Source organism: Chitinophaga sp., assembly GCF_035538455.1.
Classification (GTDB): Bacteria; Bacteroidota; Bacteroidia; order Chitinophagales; family Chitinophagaceae; genus Chitinophaga.
The window spans coordinates 15,055-34,070 of record NZ_DATLKJ010000187.1; the positions used below are offsets into that span (position 1 = coordinate 15,055).

General features: G+C 47.7%; 17 protein-coding genes. 12 read left to right on the plus strand and 5 right to left on the minus strand.

Annotated features, from left to right (window positions below):
* Nucleotides 1–125 precede the first annotated feature (125 nt).
* From VM802_RS22495 to VM802_RS22545, 11 genes are all read left to right on the plus strand, one after another.
* Nucleotides 126–794 (plus strand): SMI1/KNR4 family protein, encoded by a 669-nt coding sequence (locus tag VM802_RS22495; RefSeq protein ID WP_325534811.1) that lies wholly within the window; start codon nucleotides 126–128, stop codon nucleotides 792–794.
* Between the two features lie 110 nt (nucleotides 795–904).
* Complete coding sequence (locus VM802_RS22500) at nucleotides 905–1,882, plus strand: sugar phosphate isomerase/epimerase family protein (RefSeq protein ID WP_325534813.1); 978 nt, start codon at nucleotides 905–907, stop codon at nucleotides 1,880–1,882.
* A 47-nt stretch (nucleotides 1,883–1,929) separates the two neighbouring features.
* Nucleotides 1,930–3,144, plus strand: a complete 1,215-nt coding sequence (locus tag VM802_RS22505) for a tetratricopeptide repeat protein (protein WP_325534815.1) — start codon at nucleotides 1,930–1,932, stop codon at nucleotides 3,142–3,144.
* The gene (locus VM802_RS22510; RefSeq protein WP_325534817.1) at nucleotides 3,131–3,703 is read left to right on the plus strand and encodes an SMI1/KNR4 family protein; all 573 of its coding nucleotides are present in this window, start codon (nucleotides 3,131–3,133) and stop codon (nucleotides 3,701–3,703) included. The genes VM802_RS22505 and VM802_RS22510 overlap by 14 nt, the downstream gene beginning before the upstream one ends.
* Before the next feature lie 81 nt (nucleotides 3,704–3,784).
* Nucleotides 3,785–4,423, plus strand: coding sequence for a (2Fe-2S)-binding protein (locus VM802_RS22515; protein ID WP_325534819.1), 639 nt, complete (start codon nucleotides 3,785–3,787; stop codon nucleotides 4,421–4,423).
* Entirely contained in the window at nucleotides 4,420–5,400 is a 981-nt protein-coding gene (locus VM802_RS22520; RefSeq protein WP_325534821.1) for an FAD binding domain-containing protein, read from the plus strand. Before VM802_RS22515 ends, VM802_RS22520 begins: the two co-directional genes overlap by 4 nt.
* Nucleotides 5,397–7,604 (plus strand): xanthine dehydrogenase family protein molybdopterin-binding subunit, encoded by a 2,208-nt coding sequence (locus VM802_RS22525; RefSeq protein WP_325534823.1) that lies wholly within the window; start codon nucleotides 5,397–5,399, stop codon nucleotides 7,602–7,604. Before VM802_RS22520 ends, VM802_RS22525 begins: the two co-directional genes overlap by 4 nt.
* Entirely contained in the window at nucleotides 7,601–8,740 is a 1,140-nt protein-coding gene (locus VM802_RS22530) for an XdhC family protein (RefSeq protein WP_325534825.1), read from the plus strand. The genes VM802_RS22525 and VM802_RS22530 overlap by 4 nt, the downstream gene beginning before the upstream one ends.
* Entirely contained in the window at nucleotides 8,740–9,324 is a 585-nt protein-coding gene (locus VM802_RS22535; RefSeq protein WP_325534827.1) for a nucleotidyltransferase family protein, read from the plus strand. The genes VM802_RS22530 and VM802_RS22535 overlap by 1 nt, the downstream gene beginning before the upstream one ends.
* Before the next feature lie 286 nt (nucleotides 9,325–9,610).
* Complete coding sequence (locus tag VM802_RS22540; protein ID WP_325534829.1) at nucleotides 9,611–10,504, plus strand: phytanoyl-CoA dioxygenase family protein; 894 nt, start codon at nucleotides 9,611–9,613, stop codon at nucleotides 10,502–10,504.
* A 10-nt stretch (nucleotides 10,505–10,514) separates the two neighbouring features.
* Entirely contained in the window at nucleotides 10,515–11,330 is an 816-nt protein-coding gene (locus VM802_RS22545; RefSeq protein WP_325534831.1) for an SDR family NAD(P)-dependent oxidoreductase, read from the plus strand.
* Nucleotides 11,331–11,597: 267 nt separating this feature from the next.
* Here VM802_RS22545 and VM802_RS22550 read toward each other — a convergent pair whose 3' ends face one another.
* Complete coding sequence (locus VM802_RS22550; RefSeq protein ID WP_325534832.1) at nucleotides 11,598–12,377, minus strand: DNA-formamidopyrimidine glycosylase family protein; 780 nt, start codon at nucleotides 12,375–12,377, stop codon at nucleotides 11,598–11,600.
* A 172-nt stretch (nucleotides 12,378–12,549) separates the two neighbouring features.
* Here VM802_RS22550 and VM802_RS22555 point away from each other — a divergent pair, with 172 nt between their 5' ends.
* Nucleotides 12,550–13,290, plus strand: coding sequence for a murein L,D-transpeptidase catalytic domain family protein (locus tag VM802_RS22555; RefSeq protein WP_325534833.1), 741 nt, complete (start codon nucleotides 12,550–12,552; stop codon nucleotides 13,288–13,290).
* On the opposite strand, the gene VM802_RS22560 is transcribed toward VM802_RS22555, so the two are convergent.
* From VM802_RS22560 to VM802_RS22575, 4 genes are all read right to left on the minus strand, one after another.
* The gene (locus VM802_RS22560; RefSeq protein WP_325534835.1) at nucleotides 13,291–14,850 is read right to left on the minus strand and encodes a L,D-transpeptidase family protein; all 1,560 of its coding nucleotides are present in this window, start codon (nucleotides 14,848–14,850) and stop codon (nucleotides 13,291–13,293) included.
* A 204-nt stretch (nucleotides 14,851–15,054) separates the two neighbouring features.
* Nucleotides 15,055–17,598, minus strand: coding sequence for a phosphocholine-specific phospholipase C (locus VM802_RS22565; RefSeq protein WP_325534837.1), 2,544 nt, complete (start codon nucleotides 17,596–17,598; stop codon nucleotides 15,055–15,057).
* A gap of 193 nt (nucleotides 17,599–17,791) precedes the next feature.
* A complete protein-coding gene (locus tag VM802_RS22570) occupies nucleotides 17,792–18,193 on the minus strand; it encodes a hypothetical protein (RefSeq protein WP_325534839.1) in 402 nt (133 codons plus the stop codon).
* Nucleotides 18,194–18,271: 78 nt separating this feature from the next.
* On the minus strand, nucleotides 18,272–19,016 hold a 745-nt coding region (locus VM802_RS22575), incomplete at its 5' end, for a hypothetical protein (protein ID WP_325534841.1).

Here is a 19,016-nt window from a genome sequence, read left to right on the forward strand (position 1 = left end):
ATCTGCTGCAATACTTATGCAGTAAGATTTTCAGCAGATATGCCGGATAAATGAACCAATAGCGGGGTGATCGTTTTGCAGATATTGAATATCTTCATACAAATACTTTCCAACAAATGACAGACATGAGGCAGACTGCCGAAAAAATACTTGGACGTAAACTGATGCCCGAAGAAGGCATCGCTGAATCACAGCTCCGGGATGCAGAACAGCGACTAGACATTCAGCTCCCCGTGCCATTGCGCGACTTTTATCAACATGTGGGTAACCTTCCCCTGTTCACCAGCGGCTTTCAGCAGTTTGCGGCGCCACATGAATTGTATATGTCCGGCAGAAAGCTGGTTTTCCTTGATGAGAATCAGGGCGTGGTAAGCTGGAGTATCGACCTGGACAATCAGAGCATTTATCAATCGGGAAATGTAGAGGGAGAACCGGAATGGCATTCGGAAGAATTATCAGCGGAAGATTTTATCCGGTTGATATTATACTATCAGTGCGTAATGGCCGATAGCAGCATTCAGGCCGCAACACCCGGGGGTTTTGAGTTTGGCGCCTCTCTCATTCATGAAGAGCTGGAAATAAACGAAGCAGCACAACAATTTTTTGCCAGCCTCCCCAACAACTGGGAAAAAGTGGCAGATCATAATCATCTGCTGATATTCTGGCAACCATCACAACTGGTCTCCTACTTTACTGATGACGACGGCGAAGCCGCCGAGCTGATCTTATATACCACACAACATAAAAACCTGCTGGATGAAATGATCAACAGGTATGGTTTCGATGAAGTTTAACATTCAGTTTGTATTTTATGCCAATAAAATATAATGAAGGATGAAATCGTTTTGTTAATTTCATTCTTCATTATATATCCTCTAAATCCACGTTATAAAAATTATTACCCATGCACACTTCAAGACGCTCCTTCCTCCAGAACGCCGGACTGATGGCCGCCGGCCTGATGTTACCAGGCAGCCTGCTGGCACAATCACGTAACAAGGCGCTTCCAAAAAAAATAGGATTGCAGCTGTATACGCTCCGCGATGAACTGGATAAAGACGTGAAGGGTACCATTTCCAAAGTAGCCAAAATAGGCTACAATGAGGTGGAAACATTCTACGGCTACAAAGGACCGCAGGACCAGGGCACCTTCTGGGGCCTGAAGCCATCCGCACTGAAATCATTGCTCAAAACGCATAATCTCACCACACCAAGTGGTCACTATCAGCTAAACAACTATCTCACTCCCGGCAACGGCAAGGACGATGAACTCAAAGCCCAGATAGAGCTGGCAGCAGCATTGGGTCAGCAATACTTCATTGTGCCCGTGCTCCCGCTCTCCCTGTGGGATAAGAAACCGGAAGCAGACACCTATAAATACATGGCGGCCCAGCTGAACAAGGCCGGCGAGCTATGCAAAAAAGCTAATCTCCATATTGGCTACCACAACCACTACTGGGAATTCAAACCATTATCAAACGGCAATGGCACAGGGTACGATATACTGCTGAAAGAAACCAGTCCCTCCCTCGTTTCATTTGAATTGGATCTTTTCTGGGCCGTAAAATCAGGGATAGATCCGCTGAAACTATTTGCGGAAGCTCCTCACCGCTTTGTTGCCTGGCATGTGAAGGACATGGACAAAAACAATACTGCCAGCCTCACTGCCGCAGGCACCGAAAACAAGACCTCCATGGAACTGCTCACGGGCGTTACATTTGCTGAAGTAGGCACCGGTAGCATCAACTTCCGGTCTATCTTCGCAAAAGCTGCACAGGCAGGCGTAAAGCATCTCTTCGTAGAGCAGGATAAAATTACCATTGATCCGTTCGACAGCATCCGGGAAAGCTATACCTATGTTAAGAACGTGCTGCTGCGCTAAACGATAGAAATCTCCGTAATTTCGCGCTGAATTAAAAGCGCAGAAACATGTCGATGCACGAAGTAGAATCACTGGTGGAACTGTCCGTTCTCTGCCTGGACAACAGCAGCAATGAACAACTGGACCGCAGAAGCCTTTTTTATAACCTGTACAGGCTGCAAGGGCAGTTTGATACAGGTTTTACCCATTTCAGGGTAATGGATATTCTCGTCAAACACAAATTCGTATATACGTTCCCTGTAATGGCCCATCCGGCCTATGCACAACATCAACGTTTCTTTGATGAACTGGCTGCTGCCGGAAAATTCAGCTTCATTTATGAACAGCCTGAAAAGCCATGGGATGCAGAAAGCAATCCTGTAGCAGCTTATACAGCACCGGATGCCGCCGCCAATGCTTACGTGCTGTATTGCGATGCAGGAAGCTCGCTCTGGAAAGCGATGGTAGCGGCAGGCTCCCTGAAAGGGAATGCAGCCATAGCGCCGCAGGAAATACCTGTTTTCTCCCTGGCATTAACCTTGGCGGAAGAAGCCGGGCGTCAGGAAGATAAATACCTTCTGGGGCTCTGGTATCAATTACTCCCTTATATGGTGATGAATGCAGAATATAGTGGTGAGCCTATCGACACCGAATCGCTGAAAGCCATACTGGACATTGTACTGGCCCACAATGCCATAGAAGAAGCTACACTGCCGCCTTCCGACGAGCTGCCCGTGGGCGGCCAGCTCGGAGAATTCTGCGCCTGGTGGTATGCGCCCGCTGCCGGCCTCATGAAACCTTCTGCTGACGAACCTGCCGGCCTCCCCTCTCCTAACGGCCAGGAGCCTACGTTCAGAACATCTGTATGGTGTAGTGAACAGGTGCGCGATCTGCTCCAGGAAGTAAGCAACACCATCCACCAGATGGAAGACAACGGCGCAGACGAAGCCACACAACAGCAGGTGGAAGCAAAGATCAGTCAGGCGCTGCAGTACGCAGATGAAGGACTGGAGCTTGCCCCGGAAGACACCACTCTGCTGATGAACAAAGGTTCGCTACTCCTGTTGCAACAACAATACGACGCAGCCCTCGCTTGTTACGACAAGGCCATGTCCATCGAACCGGATAACGCATATGTATATCTGAATCGTGGCATCCTCTTTTGTAATATCGACCGTATTCCGGAAGCAATCGGCTCCTTTGAAAAACTACTGCAACTGGAACCGGGTAACGAATTCGGTAAGCAGTGGCTTTCTTATCTGAAAGACAATGGACAGCAATAACGATATTGAAAATATTGAAAAGGCGCTGGGAGTCAAACTTCCCGGCGCCTACACCGCGTTCCTCCTCGAACAGCAGTTGAAAACCTCACGCCTGTTTACGGATCTCATACTGCTATATGGTACTGACGAGCTGGAAGAACAGAACAAGCTGTACGAAGTGCAACATTATCTGCCAGCCTATCTCACCATCGGCGACGATAGCGGCGGACAGGCCATATTGCTGCATACCACCGGGGAAGACCAGACCGTATATATCACCGGACATGGCGCACTGGATGAAGGCAGCATGGCAGTACTCAGCAACGACTTCATTTCGTGGGTGCGTGGGGGTTATAGTGCCGATATTATCCGGGAATCGCCCGATGTTACTGCCTTCCAAAGTTCTGAAACCTTTCAGCTCAGGAAAGAATATTATGCCCTGCATCGTACTATAAAACAACTGGAAGAAGAAAAACAACAAGGTCTGGATCTCAAAACGTACATTCTCCGCAAACGCGTACTGCATCAGCAGATACAAGAATTTGAGACATTACACGCCGGCAAAAATTACCGCTACTGAAAGCGTCAGTCCGCTCACACCAAAGATTTGCAGTTCTCTCAAAAAAAATATATCTTTTAGAGAATTAAAACCCAGGTGTATATGCCACAGACACCAGACAGCCAAAACTCCTGCCCTCACAAAAAGGACAAACATGAAGCCCGACGCGACTTTCTGAAACAGTCATCTGCCGTGATGGCACTGGCCCTTACCCCTCCGTTGGTAATAAAAGCGGCTGAACATGATGAGCATATTGCAGGCATCTTTGAAAAAATGTCCGTTAGTATGGAGATCAATGGCAAGCCTTATCATCTTTCGGTAGAACCTAGAGTTACACTGCTTGATCTCCTGCGGGAACAACTACAACTTACAGGCACGAAAAAGGGATGCGACCACGGCCAGTGCGGCGCCTGCACCGTTCACGTAAACGGACAGCGCATTAACTCCTGTCTTACCCTCGCGGTGATGCAGGAAGGCAGAAAGATCACTACCATTGAAGGACTTGCTGAAGGCGACAAGCTCCACCCCGTTCAGGAAGCATTTATCCGTCATGATGGTTTTCAATGCGGGTATTGCACACCCGGCCAGATCATGTCTGCCGTTGCCTGCATACGTGAAGGCCACGCCAATACACCTGAAGATATACGGGAATCCATGAGTGGTAATATATGTCGCTGCGGAGCATATGATAATATTGTAGACGCTATCATGGAAGTACAGCAGGGAGGGCAGCCAATATGAACCAGTTTACCTATATCCGGCCATCAAATCAGCAGGCAGCTATTGATGCGGTTAGCAAAGATGCACAAGCCCGTTTCATTGCGGGTGGTACCAATCTGCTTGATCTCATGAAAAGCGGTGTAATAGCGCCCGAAAAGCTGGTAGACATCAACCGTCTTCCACTGAAAGAGATACAACTCAATGGCAATATCTTACACATCGGTGCACTGGCGCTCAATAGCGATGTGGCTGCTCATCAACAGGTGAAGAAGAACTTCCCGCTGCTGTCCCAGGCCTTGCTGGCAGGCGCCTCCCAACAACTGCGCAATATGGCCACCGTCGGCGGTAATATGATGCAGCGCACCCGCTGTGGCTATTTCTATGATACGGCAATGCCTTGTAACAAAAGGCAGCCTGGTAGCGGCTGCGGGGCTATCGGCGGCATCAACCGCATGCATGCTATATTCGGCGCCAGCGATCAATGCATTGCCGTACACCCCAGCGATATGTGTATAGCGCTTGTAGCACTGGATGCCACCGTATTGGTATCCGGCCCCAAAGGCAACAGGCACATACCATTCGCAGACTTTCACCGGCTGCCGGGCAATACCCCCGATAAAGACAACAATCTCAGTAAGGGCGAACTGATCACCGCAGTGGAATTACCTACCAGTCCTTATCAACATCATGTGCATTATCTGAAGGTGCGTGACCGCGCCTCCTATGCATTTGCGCTGGTATCGGTAGCTGCAGCACTGGATCTCAGTAACAACACCATCCGCAGCGCACGGCTGGCAATGGGCGGGGTGGCCCACAAACCCTGGCGCCTGTATGAAGCGGAGAATGCGCTCGCCGGTAAAACTGCAACTGAAGAAAACTTCCGTATAGCCGCCAACGTTGCCGTGCAAAATGCAAAGCCACATAAGCACAATACATTCAAAGTAGACCTGGCCGTAAATAGTATCATTATCGCACTTAAAAAAGCTGCCACCGTATGAAAAAGCAAGCCACAGAGAAATCGATGGACCGTGTAGATGGCCGCCTTAAAGTAACAGGCGGCGCAAAATACTTCGCGGACCATCAACCGGAAGGCATGTTGTACGCAGCGCTGGTATGCAGTCCTATCACCTCCGGCCGCATCAGAAACATCGATACAAAAAAAGCATTACATGCACCCGGTGTGAGTGATGTGGTATCCCATCTCAACGCCCCACCGGTGCCTGGCTATAAAACAGATAACACCAATCCCAAACAGGGACTCAAAATATTCTATGATGACCGTATCTACTCCAACGGGCAACCCGTGGCTATTGTAGTAGCGGATACCTTCGAACGTGCCGTCTATGCAGTTTCACTGGTAGAAGTGCAATACGACCAGGAAGTACATGCCACGGACATCAATGCTAATCTCAACAAAGCCTTTCAGAACAAAAACATGAAAGACTATGTGCGCGGAGAAGTAGATGCCTGGAAGAAAGCCCCGGTGACGGTGGAAGCGGAATACAATATTCCCATCGAAGTACATAACCCCATGGAACTGGCCGGTATTATCGCACACTGGGAAACGCCCGATGCGCTTACGCTTTATGCCAAAACGCAGGGCGTAAAGAGTGTGCAGCAAACACTGAAAAGTCTCTTCCAGATACCAGAGCAGAATATTACCGTTCACTCCCAGTTCGTTGGCGGCGCATTTGGAATGGCATTACGCATATGGCCACTGGAAGTAGCCACTATACTGGCCGCTAAAAAGATACGCAAGCCAGTGAAACTGGTGATTACGCGCGAACAGATGTTCACGCTCGCCGGGTACCGCCCCGCCGCCATCCAGAAGATTGGACTGGGCGCCACAGAAGATGGAAAGCTCACGGGCATCACCCATCATGCTGTCGCCATCACCTCTCCCTACGAAGATTTCACCGAAGCCATCACCGGCATGAGCAAGTTTATGTACGAATGCCCGAATGTAAACACTACTTACCAACTGGTACCACTTAATCTCAGTACACCGGTATGGATGCGCGGTCCCGGTGAAGCCACCGGCGCCTTCGCGTTGGAGTCAGCGATGGATGAACTTGCCTATAAACTGAAGCTGGACCCGCTGGAATTCCGTCTGCGGAATCATGCCGATACTGATCCGGAGAAAAATCTTCCTTTCTCCAGTAAATACTTGAAAGAAGCCTACCAAACCGGTGCGGAGAAAATTGGCTGGAGTAAGCGTCGGATGCAACCCGGCGAATTACAGGAAGAGGATATGCTGGTTGGATATGGCATGAGCAGCGGCACCTTTGGCGCAGGCCGTGGGCGCGCGTCCGCCAACGCCGTATTGAAAGCCGACGGTACCCTTACCATCCGCAGTGCCGCCGCCGACATTGGTCCCGGTACAGCTACTGCAATGGTGCAGATTGCCGCCGACGCTACCGGCATCGACCCTGCGAAAATTAAATTCCTGCTGGGAGAATCCGCATATCCTGATGCGCCACGCCAGGGCGGATCTTCCACCGTATCTACCGTAGGTAGCGCCGTGACAGATGTATGTAACGCGCTTCAACAGAAATTAGCGGAACTCGCTGTGACGGGGCATCCTGATTTCAAAACCCTGAAAATATCAGATATCATTTTTGAAAACGGGCAGCTACTGGCAGCAACCAATTCAAATATCAGGATTCCTTATCAAAACATTCTGCAACAACAACAATTACCAGAAATACAAGCTACGGCCTCTTCTCAGGGTGGCGAGGAAAGAAGAAAATATTCCTTCTATTCTTTCTCTGTACACTTTACGAAGATTCATGTACACCCTGCCACCGGTGTAATAAGGATCAAACATGTGGTAAGTGTGGCGGATGCAGGTACAATCGTCAACACCAAAACATCTGCCAGCCAAATGATTGGCGGTGTAGTAGGTGGCATCGGTATGGCACTGACAGAAGAAGCCATACTGGATCATCGTTTCGGACGCTTCGTCAACAACAACTACGCAGACTACCATGTGCCCGTAAATGCAGATGTACCACCTACTGATGTCTTCTTTATCAATAAAAAGGATCCATATATCAATCCGATGGGCTCGAAAGGGCTGGGGGAAATAGCACTCATTGGCTTCGCAGCAGCCGTTTCCAACGCAGTATTCAATGCTACCTGTAAAAGAGTACGCGATCTGCCCATTACACCAGACAAAATCCTCGGTAAAATATCATCATGAAAGAGCTGGAAGATATCGTGAAGGCGTACGACACCGCCTGCCGCCAGGGACTGAAAACTGCGCTGGCAACTGTTGTGCACGTGGAAGGCTCCTCCTACCGGCAGCCTGGTGCCCGCATGTTGGTAACGGAAAATGGTCAACTTACCGGCGCCATCAGCGGCGGCTGCCTCGAAGGTGACGCCCTGCGCAAAGCACAACTGGCTATCATACAGCAACGCACTGTACTGGTTACATATGATACTACTAATGAAGACGATGCACAGCTCGGCGTAGAACTTGGCTGTAACGGCATTATCCACATCCTGCTGGAACCCATAGAACCGACAGCAAGCCAACATCCGGTCATGTTATTGAAACAGGTCATCAGCAAACGGCAACACACAGTGTTGGTGACATTGTTCAGTATACAGCAGAAACATGGCCCGCAACCCGGTACCTCCCTGCTGATAGATGATAGTGGAGGGATAACACATCATGTAAACGATAAAGCATTGCTGAACGCCATTACTACAGACGCATTACAGGCACTGCAAAGCAGGCAGCAAGGCATCACTACCTATATCAGCAGAGATAACAGCATGACGGCATTACTGGCTTTTATGCCACCCGTTCCGCACCTGGTGGTGGCAGGCGCCGGCAATGATACTATGCCGCTGATAAAGATGGCTCATTTACTGGGATGGCATACAACCCTTGTAGATGGCCGTCCTGCTTATGTTACCAGGACACGCTTCCCGGAGGCTACACATTTGATTGCAGCCAAACCAGCGCAGGTCATAACACACTTTACAACAGACGCCTACACCGCTGCCATCCTGATGACACACAACTATAATTACGATCTGGCCTTGTTGAAAGAGCTGTTGCCGCTACCACTACCATATATAGGCCTATTGGGACCCGCCAGGAAAAGGGATCGTATGCTTGCGGAGCTGGATACAGATATCCTGCAACGGCAACATATATACGGACCCGCAGGATTGGATATCGGAGCGGAAACGGCAGAAGAAATTGCATTATCTGTGATCAGCGAAATAAAATCTGTTTTGTCCGCTGCCGCCGGGAATTCCCTCCGGGAAAAGGATACAGCGATCCACTCCCGTACGCAGCAGATGATCACCCAACAATTTATCTGATGGAAAACACCGGCATCATCATCCTGGCAGCAGGTGCCTCCAAACGGCTGGGGTCCCCCAAACAACAGCTGGTATTTCAAAAGCAAATGTTGCTGCAACGGATTATCGACACCTCGCTGCAAACCCGTTGTCGCCCTGTTGTGGTGGTGCTGGGCGCCTACGCTGATGACATCCGGAAAGACATCACCGCCAGTAATATTCACCTCGCTCTAAACACCAACTGGGAAAGCGGTATGGCCAGCTCTATTCACACCGGCATCCGGGAGCTGTTACGTATAACCGATACCATTAACGGTGCATTTATCCTGGTATGTGATCAGCCTTTTATTACCCCTCAGCTCCTCCATGAACTGATGTCCGCCCGGTTGACCACTGGCAAGGAGATCATTGCCTGCTGTTATAATGATATACTCGGCACGCCCGTGCTATTTAGTCGTGCATTCTTCCCCCAGCTAATGGCCCTCAGCGGCCAGGAAGGTGCAAAGAAACTCCTGTTGAAATACACCGCCATCACGGCCACGGTAAGTTTCCCACAAGGCGCCATCGACATTGATACTCCCGAAGACTACAAAAACTTACTTTGATTATTGTGATAATCACCCCTCATCACAATAATCAAAGTTTTTTTTGGAATTATAACTTTCCACACTATATTTGTCTACAAAACCAGTAGACTAATAAAATCCATACAATGAAAAGGCATATAAAACACACAAGCCTGCTACAGAAGCACATTTCAACCGGGATCACTATGGTTGCCTTCTCCTGTTGTTGTTAATTCTCCTCTCTTTGCGGTTACCCCACCAATCTCCGCACATACGCACTTGATACTGTACAACTGATTTTTCACTGCTTCCAAAATTTATCGTCATGAAAACGAACAACCAACCCGTTTTCCGTCTCGACGGAGCGGTATCGGACGCGCATCTCGCGTACTTCCGCGAACATGGTATTATCCAGTTTAAAAACTTCCTCGACAAAGAAACCCTTGCACTTACCATACGTGAAGTTGAACATGTGCAGGAACTCCTGCTACGTAACAATGTCCAGAAGATCAACGGCATACCGTTGAAATTCGGTACAGACGCGGATGGCAGCCCACTGATACAAAGAATTGCATTTGCATCTCATTATAGCAATGTGCTACGCAGCCTGCTGAAAGATGAACGGCTGCAATCACTCACCCAACTACTGGGTAACTATGAAGGCAGGATTGGTGAGAATGAAAAAGACGGTCTCGTGATAAACCATTACGTCAATACAGAAGCTAGTCAGTTCAGGCAACTTGGCTGGCATACAGACAGTCCCCGTGATCTCTTCCTCGGGTCGCGCATACTGCCAATGCTCAATGTTGGCATACATCTCGACGACTGCCCTTTAGAAAACGGCGGCTTAAGAGTGCTCCCGGGCACACACCGCCAGGGCATTCTGAAATTGTTGTTCAGAAAGAAATACTTCATAGACAATAATCCGGATAAAAGAGAAGTAGGCTTCGATATTGAAGCCGGCGACCTTACCATTCACGACGGACGCCTCTGGCACCGTGTGCAGCAGTCGCCCTGGACAGGTGAAAAAAGCCGCAGGCGCGTCATGTATATCCCCATTATCACTGGCGCCTATGCCCCGAAACATGCACAAAGTCCTACACCTTTCTATCATAAACTGGCACAGGCGAAACAATACCTCTACGGAGGGAAACCACAATGGGCAACCGTGAAAGGTGCAGAAAAGAATCTTGCGAAAGTAAACAGTTCATCCATCTAAAAATATAACTATGGCATACGCATTAATAACAGGTGCGGCAAAAGGCATAGGCAAAGCTATTGCTGCGGAACTGGCCTTAAGGAACTACGAACTGCTGCTGATCGACCTCGACAACAATGCGCTCAACACCACCGCCGGTGACCTGGCGGCAGAATATCACGTCAACGTGCACACGCTGCATCAGGATCTGTCTCATCCTGATGCACTGCGTAACGTGATCTCCTGGAGCAGCCAGTGGCATGATCAGCTTACCGTGGTGGTCAACAATGCCGGCTATGGCCTCAACGGCGCATTCGAACAGCTGCCGCTGGAGGATCAGTTCAACATCATTGATGTCAACGTAAAAGCACAGGTGGGTTTGTCTTATGCCTTTATTCCCGTGTTACGGAAATTCCCCAAAGCTTATTTGTTGAACCTTGCCAGTACCACCGCCTATCAAACCGTTCCTTATCTGAACATCTACGCAGCCACTAAGGCCTTTGCATTGTCCTTTACACGCGGGCTACGTCACGAGCTCCGGCACTCCAACATCTCTGTAAGCGCGCTCAGTCCTGGCAGTACCGACACTGATTTTGTGAACAGGGCACGCATGAACGATGCCACTAAAAAGCTCGCAGACCGTTTTAACATGACACCGCAGAGTGTTGCTAAGATAGCCGTCAACGGCCTCTTTAAAGGTAAAGCGGAGATCGTTCCAGGCTTCACCAACAAACTGAATGCATTCCTGCCTAAATTCTTCCCGAAAGCGTTCGTGGAAAGAATCGCCGGCAATATCTACGAACAAAAGGAAAAGGCCCGGGCGCCAGAAGTAGCCCTTACTACATGATCAAAATCGCCGCCTTCCCCGGCTATTTGGCCGGAAAGACCCGACCATTGCTTTACTGTTTTGCACAACAACTACTTTGGTTATCGTTTTGCCCCGGAAGGCAGGTAAGTTACTGAAGCAGTGACTAAGATGGATATGAGGAATCGCATAGGCCATAGCTAAATCCGGCCAGCATTGGCCCTATGCGGAGAAAGTATTGCGATGGCGCAATGAACAAGTGCACAGCAAACTGTATGGGTGTTCCTTAATAAGGATGGTCCGGGCTGATCAGGCATACAACTCCTGCTCAGCTGTATAATAGGTTTTACGGCCACTGCTGGTATCATGCAGAATCTCTGCCCCACCGGGGCTTTTCTGCAGCTTATGATTATGCACCAGCATATAGTCCCTCACCTCTCCGTGTATCAAATCAGGATGATGTTTCCTGATCAGTTTCTCTGCATTGGTGAGTATGTAACGAATGGATTTCACCAACGCTTTCACTTTCTGCTCCGGTATCTTGTTGCATATAGAAAAGGGAGAAATACGGGCATCCCACAGAATATCATCTGCATAGGCATTTCCAATGCCAAGTATATTCTTCTGGTCTAGCAGAAACTTCTTGATGGTAATCTTTTTCTTTGCCAGCACAGCTCTCATCCAGGTCTCATCCACTACATCCGATAAAGCGTCAGGTGCAGCCTTCTCTTCCGGGTCCAGCGTCAATGCTGCCTGCCCCTGAAAATCAGTAAGTGCAAGGCCCGTACCATCGGTAAATAGCAAAGTGGCAATGGTATGCCTCTGCTCATTAAGCGCATGATAAAGATACAATTTGCCATTCAGCATGAGATGCATACCCAGCACATGCTTGTTGCTGAACACAAAATGCAGCTCTTTACCTATACGTTCTATGGCCTTGAGATGCTGTCCCTCCAGGGCCTTTTTCAAGACTTCCTCCGTTGTATGGAGTTTCTTTTTATTGATGACATGGATCGCCTTCAGCTCTTTATGCAGCAATGCTTTTCCCAGGTTATGGCGGAATACCTGCAGATCGGGTAATTCTGGCATGACAACTTATGTTTTTAATGTAATATAAACATTTCCGATGTATGTAAAAGCTATGTTAAAAAACAACCAGAAACAGCCTCGGACGGCCATTCCGGGATACCACACCGGGCATAATACACTATCTTCGTGCCTGTCTTTTTTATCACCTGAAATTTTTGTGAACGTGAAACAGATGAAGATCGTAAAATCGGCAATCCTTATAGTTACCATTTGTCTTTTTGTATTTCTGATAACAGCTTTTACCCATACTGAAAAAACAACCGCGGTTATTGCCCCCACTTCTGCTATGCTGACAGATTCCGCAGTGGAAGAAGAGAGCATATACGACCACATAAGATTGGACAGTGCCGGACTTTCACGCGAAGCGTTTGAACAGGCAATGCAGGGCTTTGCGCAGCTGGAAGAGAAAGGACGCATCAAAAATACAGATGTCATCTCCATCATTGATTTTTCATTGCCGTCCAGTCAGAAAAGATTGTTCGTTATCGACCTTAAAAATAAACTGCTGCTCTTTAACACGCTCGTTGCGCATGGCAGGAACTCAGGCACACTCAATGCCAGCACTTTCTCCAACAAATTAAACAGTTACAAAAGCAGCCTTGGTTTCTACGTCACCGGCGATACCTACAACGGCGAGCATGGATACTCACTGCGCCTGGAAGGCGAAGAAGCCGGTATCAACGATAATGCGCTCAACAGAGGCATCGTCATACACAGCGCCGCCTATGTGGATGAGACGCTTATCAAAAGTCAGGGCTACATTGGCCGCAGTCTTGGTTGCCCGGCCATCCCTGAAAAGATCCATCGCAAAGTGATTGAAGCTATCCGCAATGGCTCTTGTCTTTTCCTCTACAGCCCGGATAAATACTATTCTGCGCATACCAGGCTGCTGAAAGACAGCACAGATATTTAATTAATAGAACATCCTGGAACGCATTATGGCATCATGACCGTATACATCCTGTACCAGGTGCAGGTTGCCACGCTTGTCTGTCCATGCCGTAAGATAGGTAATGATCACCGGCACCGGAACTTTCAGCCGCACAAACTTTTCCTTTCCGGCATTGATAACGCTGTCAACTTTCTCGCTTGTCCATTGGGGCGAGTCCTGCAACAGGAACTGTGTCATTTTCATCGGTTCCTTCAATCGTATACAACCATGACTATAAGCGCGGTTATCCCGGTTAAAGAGACTCTTTTCCGGTGTATCATGCAGGTAGATATGGAAACTGTTGGGAAACAGGAACTTCACCCGTCCCAATGCATTCTTACTTCCCGGACGTTGCCGGATTACTGGCAGTCCGTTAGCTTCACCCGTTATTTCCATATTCTTTGATGCCAGGTAGTGAGGATTGCGATGCATAACCGGCAGTATTTCTTTTCTGACAATGCTGCGTGGTATATTCCAATATGGGTTAAACACAATCTGGTTCAGCCTTCCCGAGAACATGGTGGTGCCGTGCCCTTCCTTTCCTACAATAATATCCATGTCAAATAACGCTTTACCATCGTCTGTTACGTGCAGCATAAAAGCAGGGATATTCACCATGATCAGTTTCCCCTTTGGTTCTGCAGGCATCCATCTCAGCCGCTCCATATTGATAAGCAGTTGTTGCAGGCGTGCTTCAGCGGGCATGTTCATTGATTCGAGGACGGTATCGGTAAGCAGCCCGTTTGGCGTGTAACCATGACCATTACGAAATGTATTTATAGCCGCTTCCAGCTCGTCGTTGAACACATCAGTGCTGTCATTATTCTTTAGTTCTCCGGTTATCGACAGTCTCTTTTTTAGCTGGATGATTTCGGAAGACGACTGCCCTTTCCTGAGACTCTTTGCTGAAAGATGTACTTCCGGCCACCCGCCGGCCTTTACGTAATCGCGATAGGCCTGCAGCGGCGCTTTGAGTGTTGCCATCCCGGGATGTGCTTTATCATCTGCTTTCAGCAGGGAATCGGCAAGCCGCATGGCATCATACTTTTGCATCGGCACCATATGCGCCAAATCTTTAGTACTGTAGTTCATCTCAGCGGCATACTGCACCAGGCGTTGTGTGAGCTGCAGCTCCGTTTTCACTGTCGCTGGATCATTAGCCTTTACGGTGATGCTATCTTCGTCCAGCAGCGCATTCATCCTGATGTCTACAGCTTTGTTACTGGTGGTATCTTTACTGTAATCATACAATGTTCTGAAAGCAGCTGCCTGTTCTGTAAGTCCGTGGCTATCGAACCATGCAAACTCGTAATTACGTGCGTTGTAAAAACTACGTATATGGTTAGCCGTAGTATCATCAGCATGCAGGTGGGAAATATAATTTTCTACGGCAAGGCTGTCAAGAAAAAGATCGTTGTAAGCGTTTGTGGGTTGTATAGTTCTATTGCGGGGAATTAACTCCTGTGGGGTGCCGGAAGGGCCAGATGGCTTACATCCAGCCAGGACGATCGCAGCGAAAAGTAGATACTGATACAGTTTCATGCTTATCATCTATCAAAATCAGATCCATTCACACAAGCATTCACACTCAGTATGATTTGGCGGGAAAGATGTGGCAGCAAAGTAACAGACTGTACAAACAATGCAACAGATCATTCTTTTATTTTGTTATGTGGATATTTTCTTATTTGATTCTCCTTAACGAGTTACTAAACAAAAAAATATCCACATAACAAAATAGCTGCATCACACGGTTCCTCCCATCACCGGGTCACTGAAGCCGTCTTTACCTGTCTCCACTCTGCCTGCATAGCGTTGTTCGAATGTAGCAGCACCGTCAATCTGTACAGTAAAATCATACCATCCGAAACTCTTGGAGAGGTCTATAATCAGATTGCCTTCTGTACGCGCCGCCAGTGTTTTTTTCAGCTCGCCTTTTTTATAGCCCATGTCTTTTATGTGGAAAGTAAGCGGGCTGCCGCCACGGTTAATAAGCTTCAGTTCTACATTGCCGCTGAGTTTCTTTATATTGCCGGCACTCCGTTGATAGTTGCAGATAACCTCTGCCTGCGGGTCATTCACATTCCCTGCAAACTCACGATAGAAACCATTAGGACCATATACACGAAGATGATAAAGATCATTCTCGAAAGCATGCAGTGGCCAGTTGTCGTTCAGTTTATCTCCTGACGTTACTGCATAAGACCATGCCCTTACCGGCTCCATCTGCCCACTGTCGGCCTGTATGTATTTACCAGGTGCATACACATTGAATGGAGAACCGGCAGCCTGTTTACCGAAAGTTTCATTAGAAGCAGCAAAGCTGATTTCAAAGGTCTTTCTGTCTGCGCTTAATTTACCATTCACATATAGCTGGTAAGGCAACGAGCAGGATGGCCGTATACCCGGCTCCTGTCTGGGCATCCACTCAGCAGTGCCAGGATTCTCATTGATATGCGTAATCTCCTCAGCAGTAAGTTTCTTAAACTCGTCGGGGAGCTTTTTGAATTTGGCATTGTACACACCTTCAATGAATTCGTTCCGCTGCGGGAAAGGCACCCTTACTTTCTCACCATTGAACGGACGGAATACACTGGTAAGATCTCCGCACACCGTACGTCTCCAGGCGGTAATATTTGTTTCCTTGATAATTTTTCCTGTCTTGCGTTGCAGGAACTTCTCCATAAACTGCAGGATGGAAGTATGATCAAACACCTGCGAATTCACATATCCACCTCTTGTCCACGGGGAGGCCACTACCAGCGGCACACGATAGCCAAGCCCGATAGGACTCTCACGCACTTCGTGTTTTCCTACGTGTTTCTTTGCTTCTTCCTGTTCATGTGTCACATACTCCAGGCTGGTATCGATTCCTTTGGAAACGAGCCCTGTACCAGGTTTATGAGGCGCCACAAACGGAGGTACGTGATCGAAGTAACCATCATTCTCGTCATAGCAGAGAATGAAAACAGTCTTCTTCCATATCTCTTCCTTTTGTGTAAGAATGTCCAGTACTTCAGATACATACCAGGCCCCATACCAGGGAGATCCCGGATGATCAGAAAACTCGCCGGGCGCCACCAGCCAGGACACAGTAGGAAGCTGCCCCTTTTTCACATCCTCACGGAACTGGAAGAGAATATCCCCTTTCGGAACCTGCATACTTCTCGCAGTGTCGCCGTCTTTATATTGCAGTGTTTCCAGTTCATGGTAATCCGGATCACCGATATTGGTAGTAAACGCTTTGTGGTGAAGGTTCTGTGCGCGGGTGGACAGCTTGGCAAGATTGGCGGTAGTAAAGGTTGTCGCGTCCTTTTTATATTTCGTTAGCTCTTTCTCTTTTTTCTCAATGGCCTGCTTGAGCTTTGTAGCTTCGTCTTCTTTCACACCTGAAGCCAGCTTACCTTCCAACTGCAGTATATCGGCAGTAACCTGCTGTATTCTGTGTTGCAGGTATTTGATATGCCCTATTGCAAAGCGTACATTGAAAGCGCTGAACCACTCAATAGGGTTGTCTGTGAAGTTGGCCAGCAGCCCGTCTTTCTCACCTTCCAGCCCGGCTGCACTGATCTCATTCTGATAGATCTTCCAGGAGATACCATTATCTTCTAATCTTTCAGGAAAGGTTGTCCAGTGGGCTTCAGCACCATAATCTACGTCTTCATTCCATACGTTGGCTTTGGCTTCCGCCTTCTGTTCATCACGGAGGCTGCCGGTCCATAAGTACAACCTGTTAGGTGTTGTACCGGTAAGGGAAGAGCAGAAGTTCTGATCACATACGGTAAAGGCATCCGCCAGTGAATAATAGAATGGAATATCTTCTCTGTTGTAGAAGCCCAGCGTAAGCGGCATTGCTGCCCAATCCTTGTTGCCGGACTGTTTTACCTGCAGCCATTTGTTATAACGGCCATTGTTGCGGGCATCTACCTGGTTGGCCCAGGAATGTGGCAGGCTGCTCATCCAGGTAGCTTTGGTGTCTTTGATGTTCAACCGGAAAGGTGCATAGGTATTGCCGTTGCTATCAGTCTGCAGCCACACAAGATTATTGTCCGGCAGACGGATCGCGCGTGGATCATTAAATCCACGTACCCCTTTCAGGGAACCATAGGCATGATCAAAAGAACGGTTCTCCTGCATCAGGATAACAATATGCTCTGCATCATAGAATGTAGAGCCGGGAGCAGGATCAATCGCCAATGCCCGCTGAATGGAACCAGGCAATGTACCCATAACACCCGCTGCTCCTGATAATAAGGCCGCCTTGCGGATAAAATCTCGTCTTGTGTCCATAGTACTGTTTAAGGATTTTTTCGATGTTCGCTGTTTACTGCGTATCCCCTGCATATTTAAAACAGGTTTACAGTATTAGAGCGCTTAAAATAACAAAATCTGTATTACCACACAATTAACAATGAAAAGTTGCCATAAAAAAAGGCCCCCGCATCTGCGAAGGCCTGCACAATATGTCGAACAAAATAAATTGCTACTGAATCTGATTGGCCGGAATCACCACAACCTTCATTGTCAGATCTTGCGGGAGTTGGATAGCAGCCCCATTAGTTGATGCAAGTTCAACTCTTACACTCCCCGGATAGTGTATAACATTAAAAGATTTGTTACCAACTACTTCAGGCAATAATTCAAACGTATTGCCATTAAGGTCCGCTATCGAAACTATAACACCGTCAGTAACAGCCTGAATTTCGGACACGGGAAGTATTACAGCATAAGTATTGGTAGTGTTAGGTACAGCTTTCCAATCCGATGTTCTTACAGTGAATAGAATTGTTTTATTGGGGATAACCTGATTAGTAATTTCTTCTTTTCTGCAGCTAGTGAAAATGAGGCCCAGCATTAGCAGGGGTAGGTAAAGCCATGTTTTCATATAAAAAGCGTTTAAAATTGCACGCCAAATATAATGCCACAAATCATTAAGCAAACGCACCTAATATAAAGTAAAAAACTAATACCTTTTCCTTGTTTCAATATCCAGCGTCACAGTACCTGTATTTATACTGTAAATTTGTCCCATAGGAGTCCGCCAACTGCTATCTATCCTTAAAAGAACAGGAGCCGAATAATCTAATAATGCCTCTCCGAGATTATCAGTAGAACCTGTGGTCTTATAGGTTATTGTTCCACTTTCAACAGTCACTTCTGAAGTTCCAAACTTAAGCCCCACTTTAACAGTTTCTCCCAAAGACACATCAAAATTAAAATTGGAGCTAAAGGTTGATGACATAGACGACGTTTGAGTAATTTCCGTACCGGGGTCATATTCCGCCACGAGTACTTTCCAGGTACTTCCATATTTCTGCATGTTCCAATCCGTAATTGGAATTGGATTAGGCAATATATAAATGGAAGTTCCATTGGGATGCCCAATAACGCGGGAACTATCATAAAACAGTTTTGTGGGATCACAGGGAAATACCTTCAATATAGACCCTCCGGCACCGTCCCTGCCTAAAAAGAAGATTGTAACATGAAACTCTAACATCCCATCAGTAAAGTCATCTTTAATGTATGATTTTGAGTTGTACTCATTTACCTGTATGGAAGTTATAAATTCAGCATATCCTGAATTTAGTGGCCCTGAATTTATTCCCTGATTAGGATCGATTCCATAATAAATAAAGTCGCGTTGAGGGGAAATCTTCTTCTGGTAGGCAGTTACAACCCTTGGATCTATCAACTCTGCCAATACT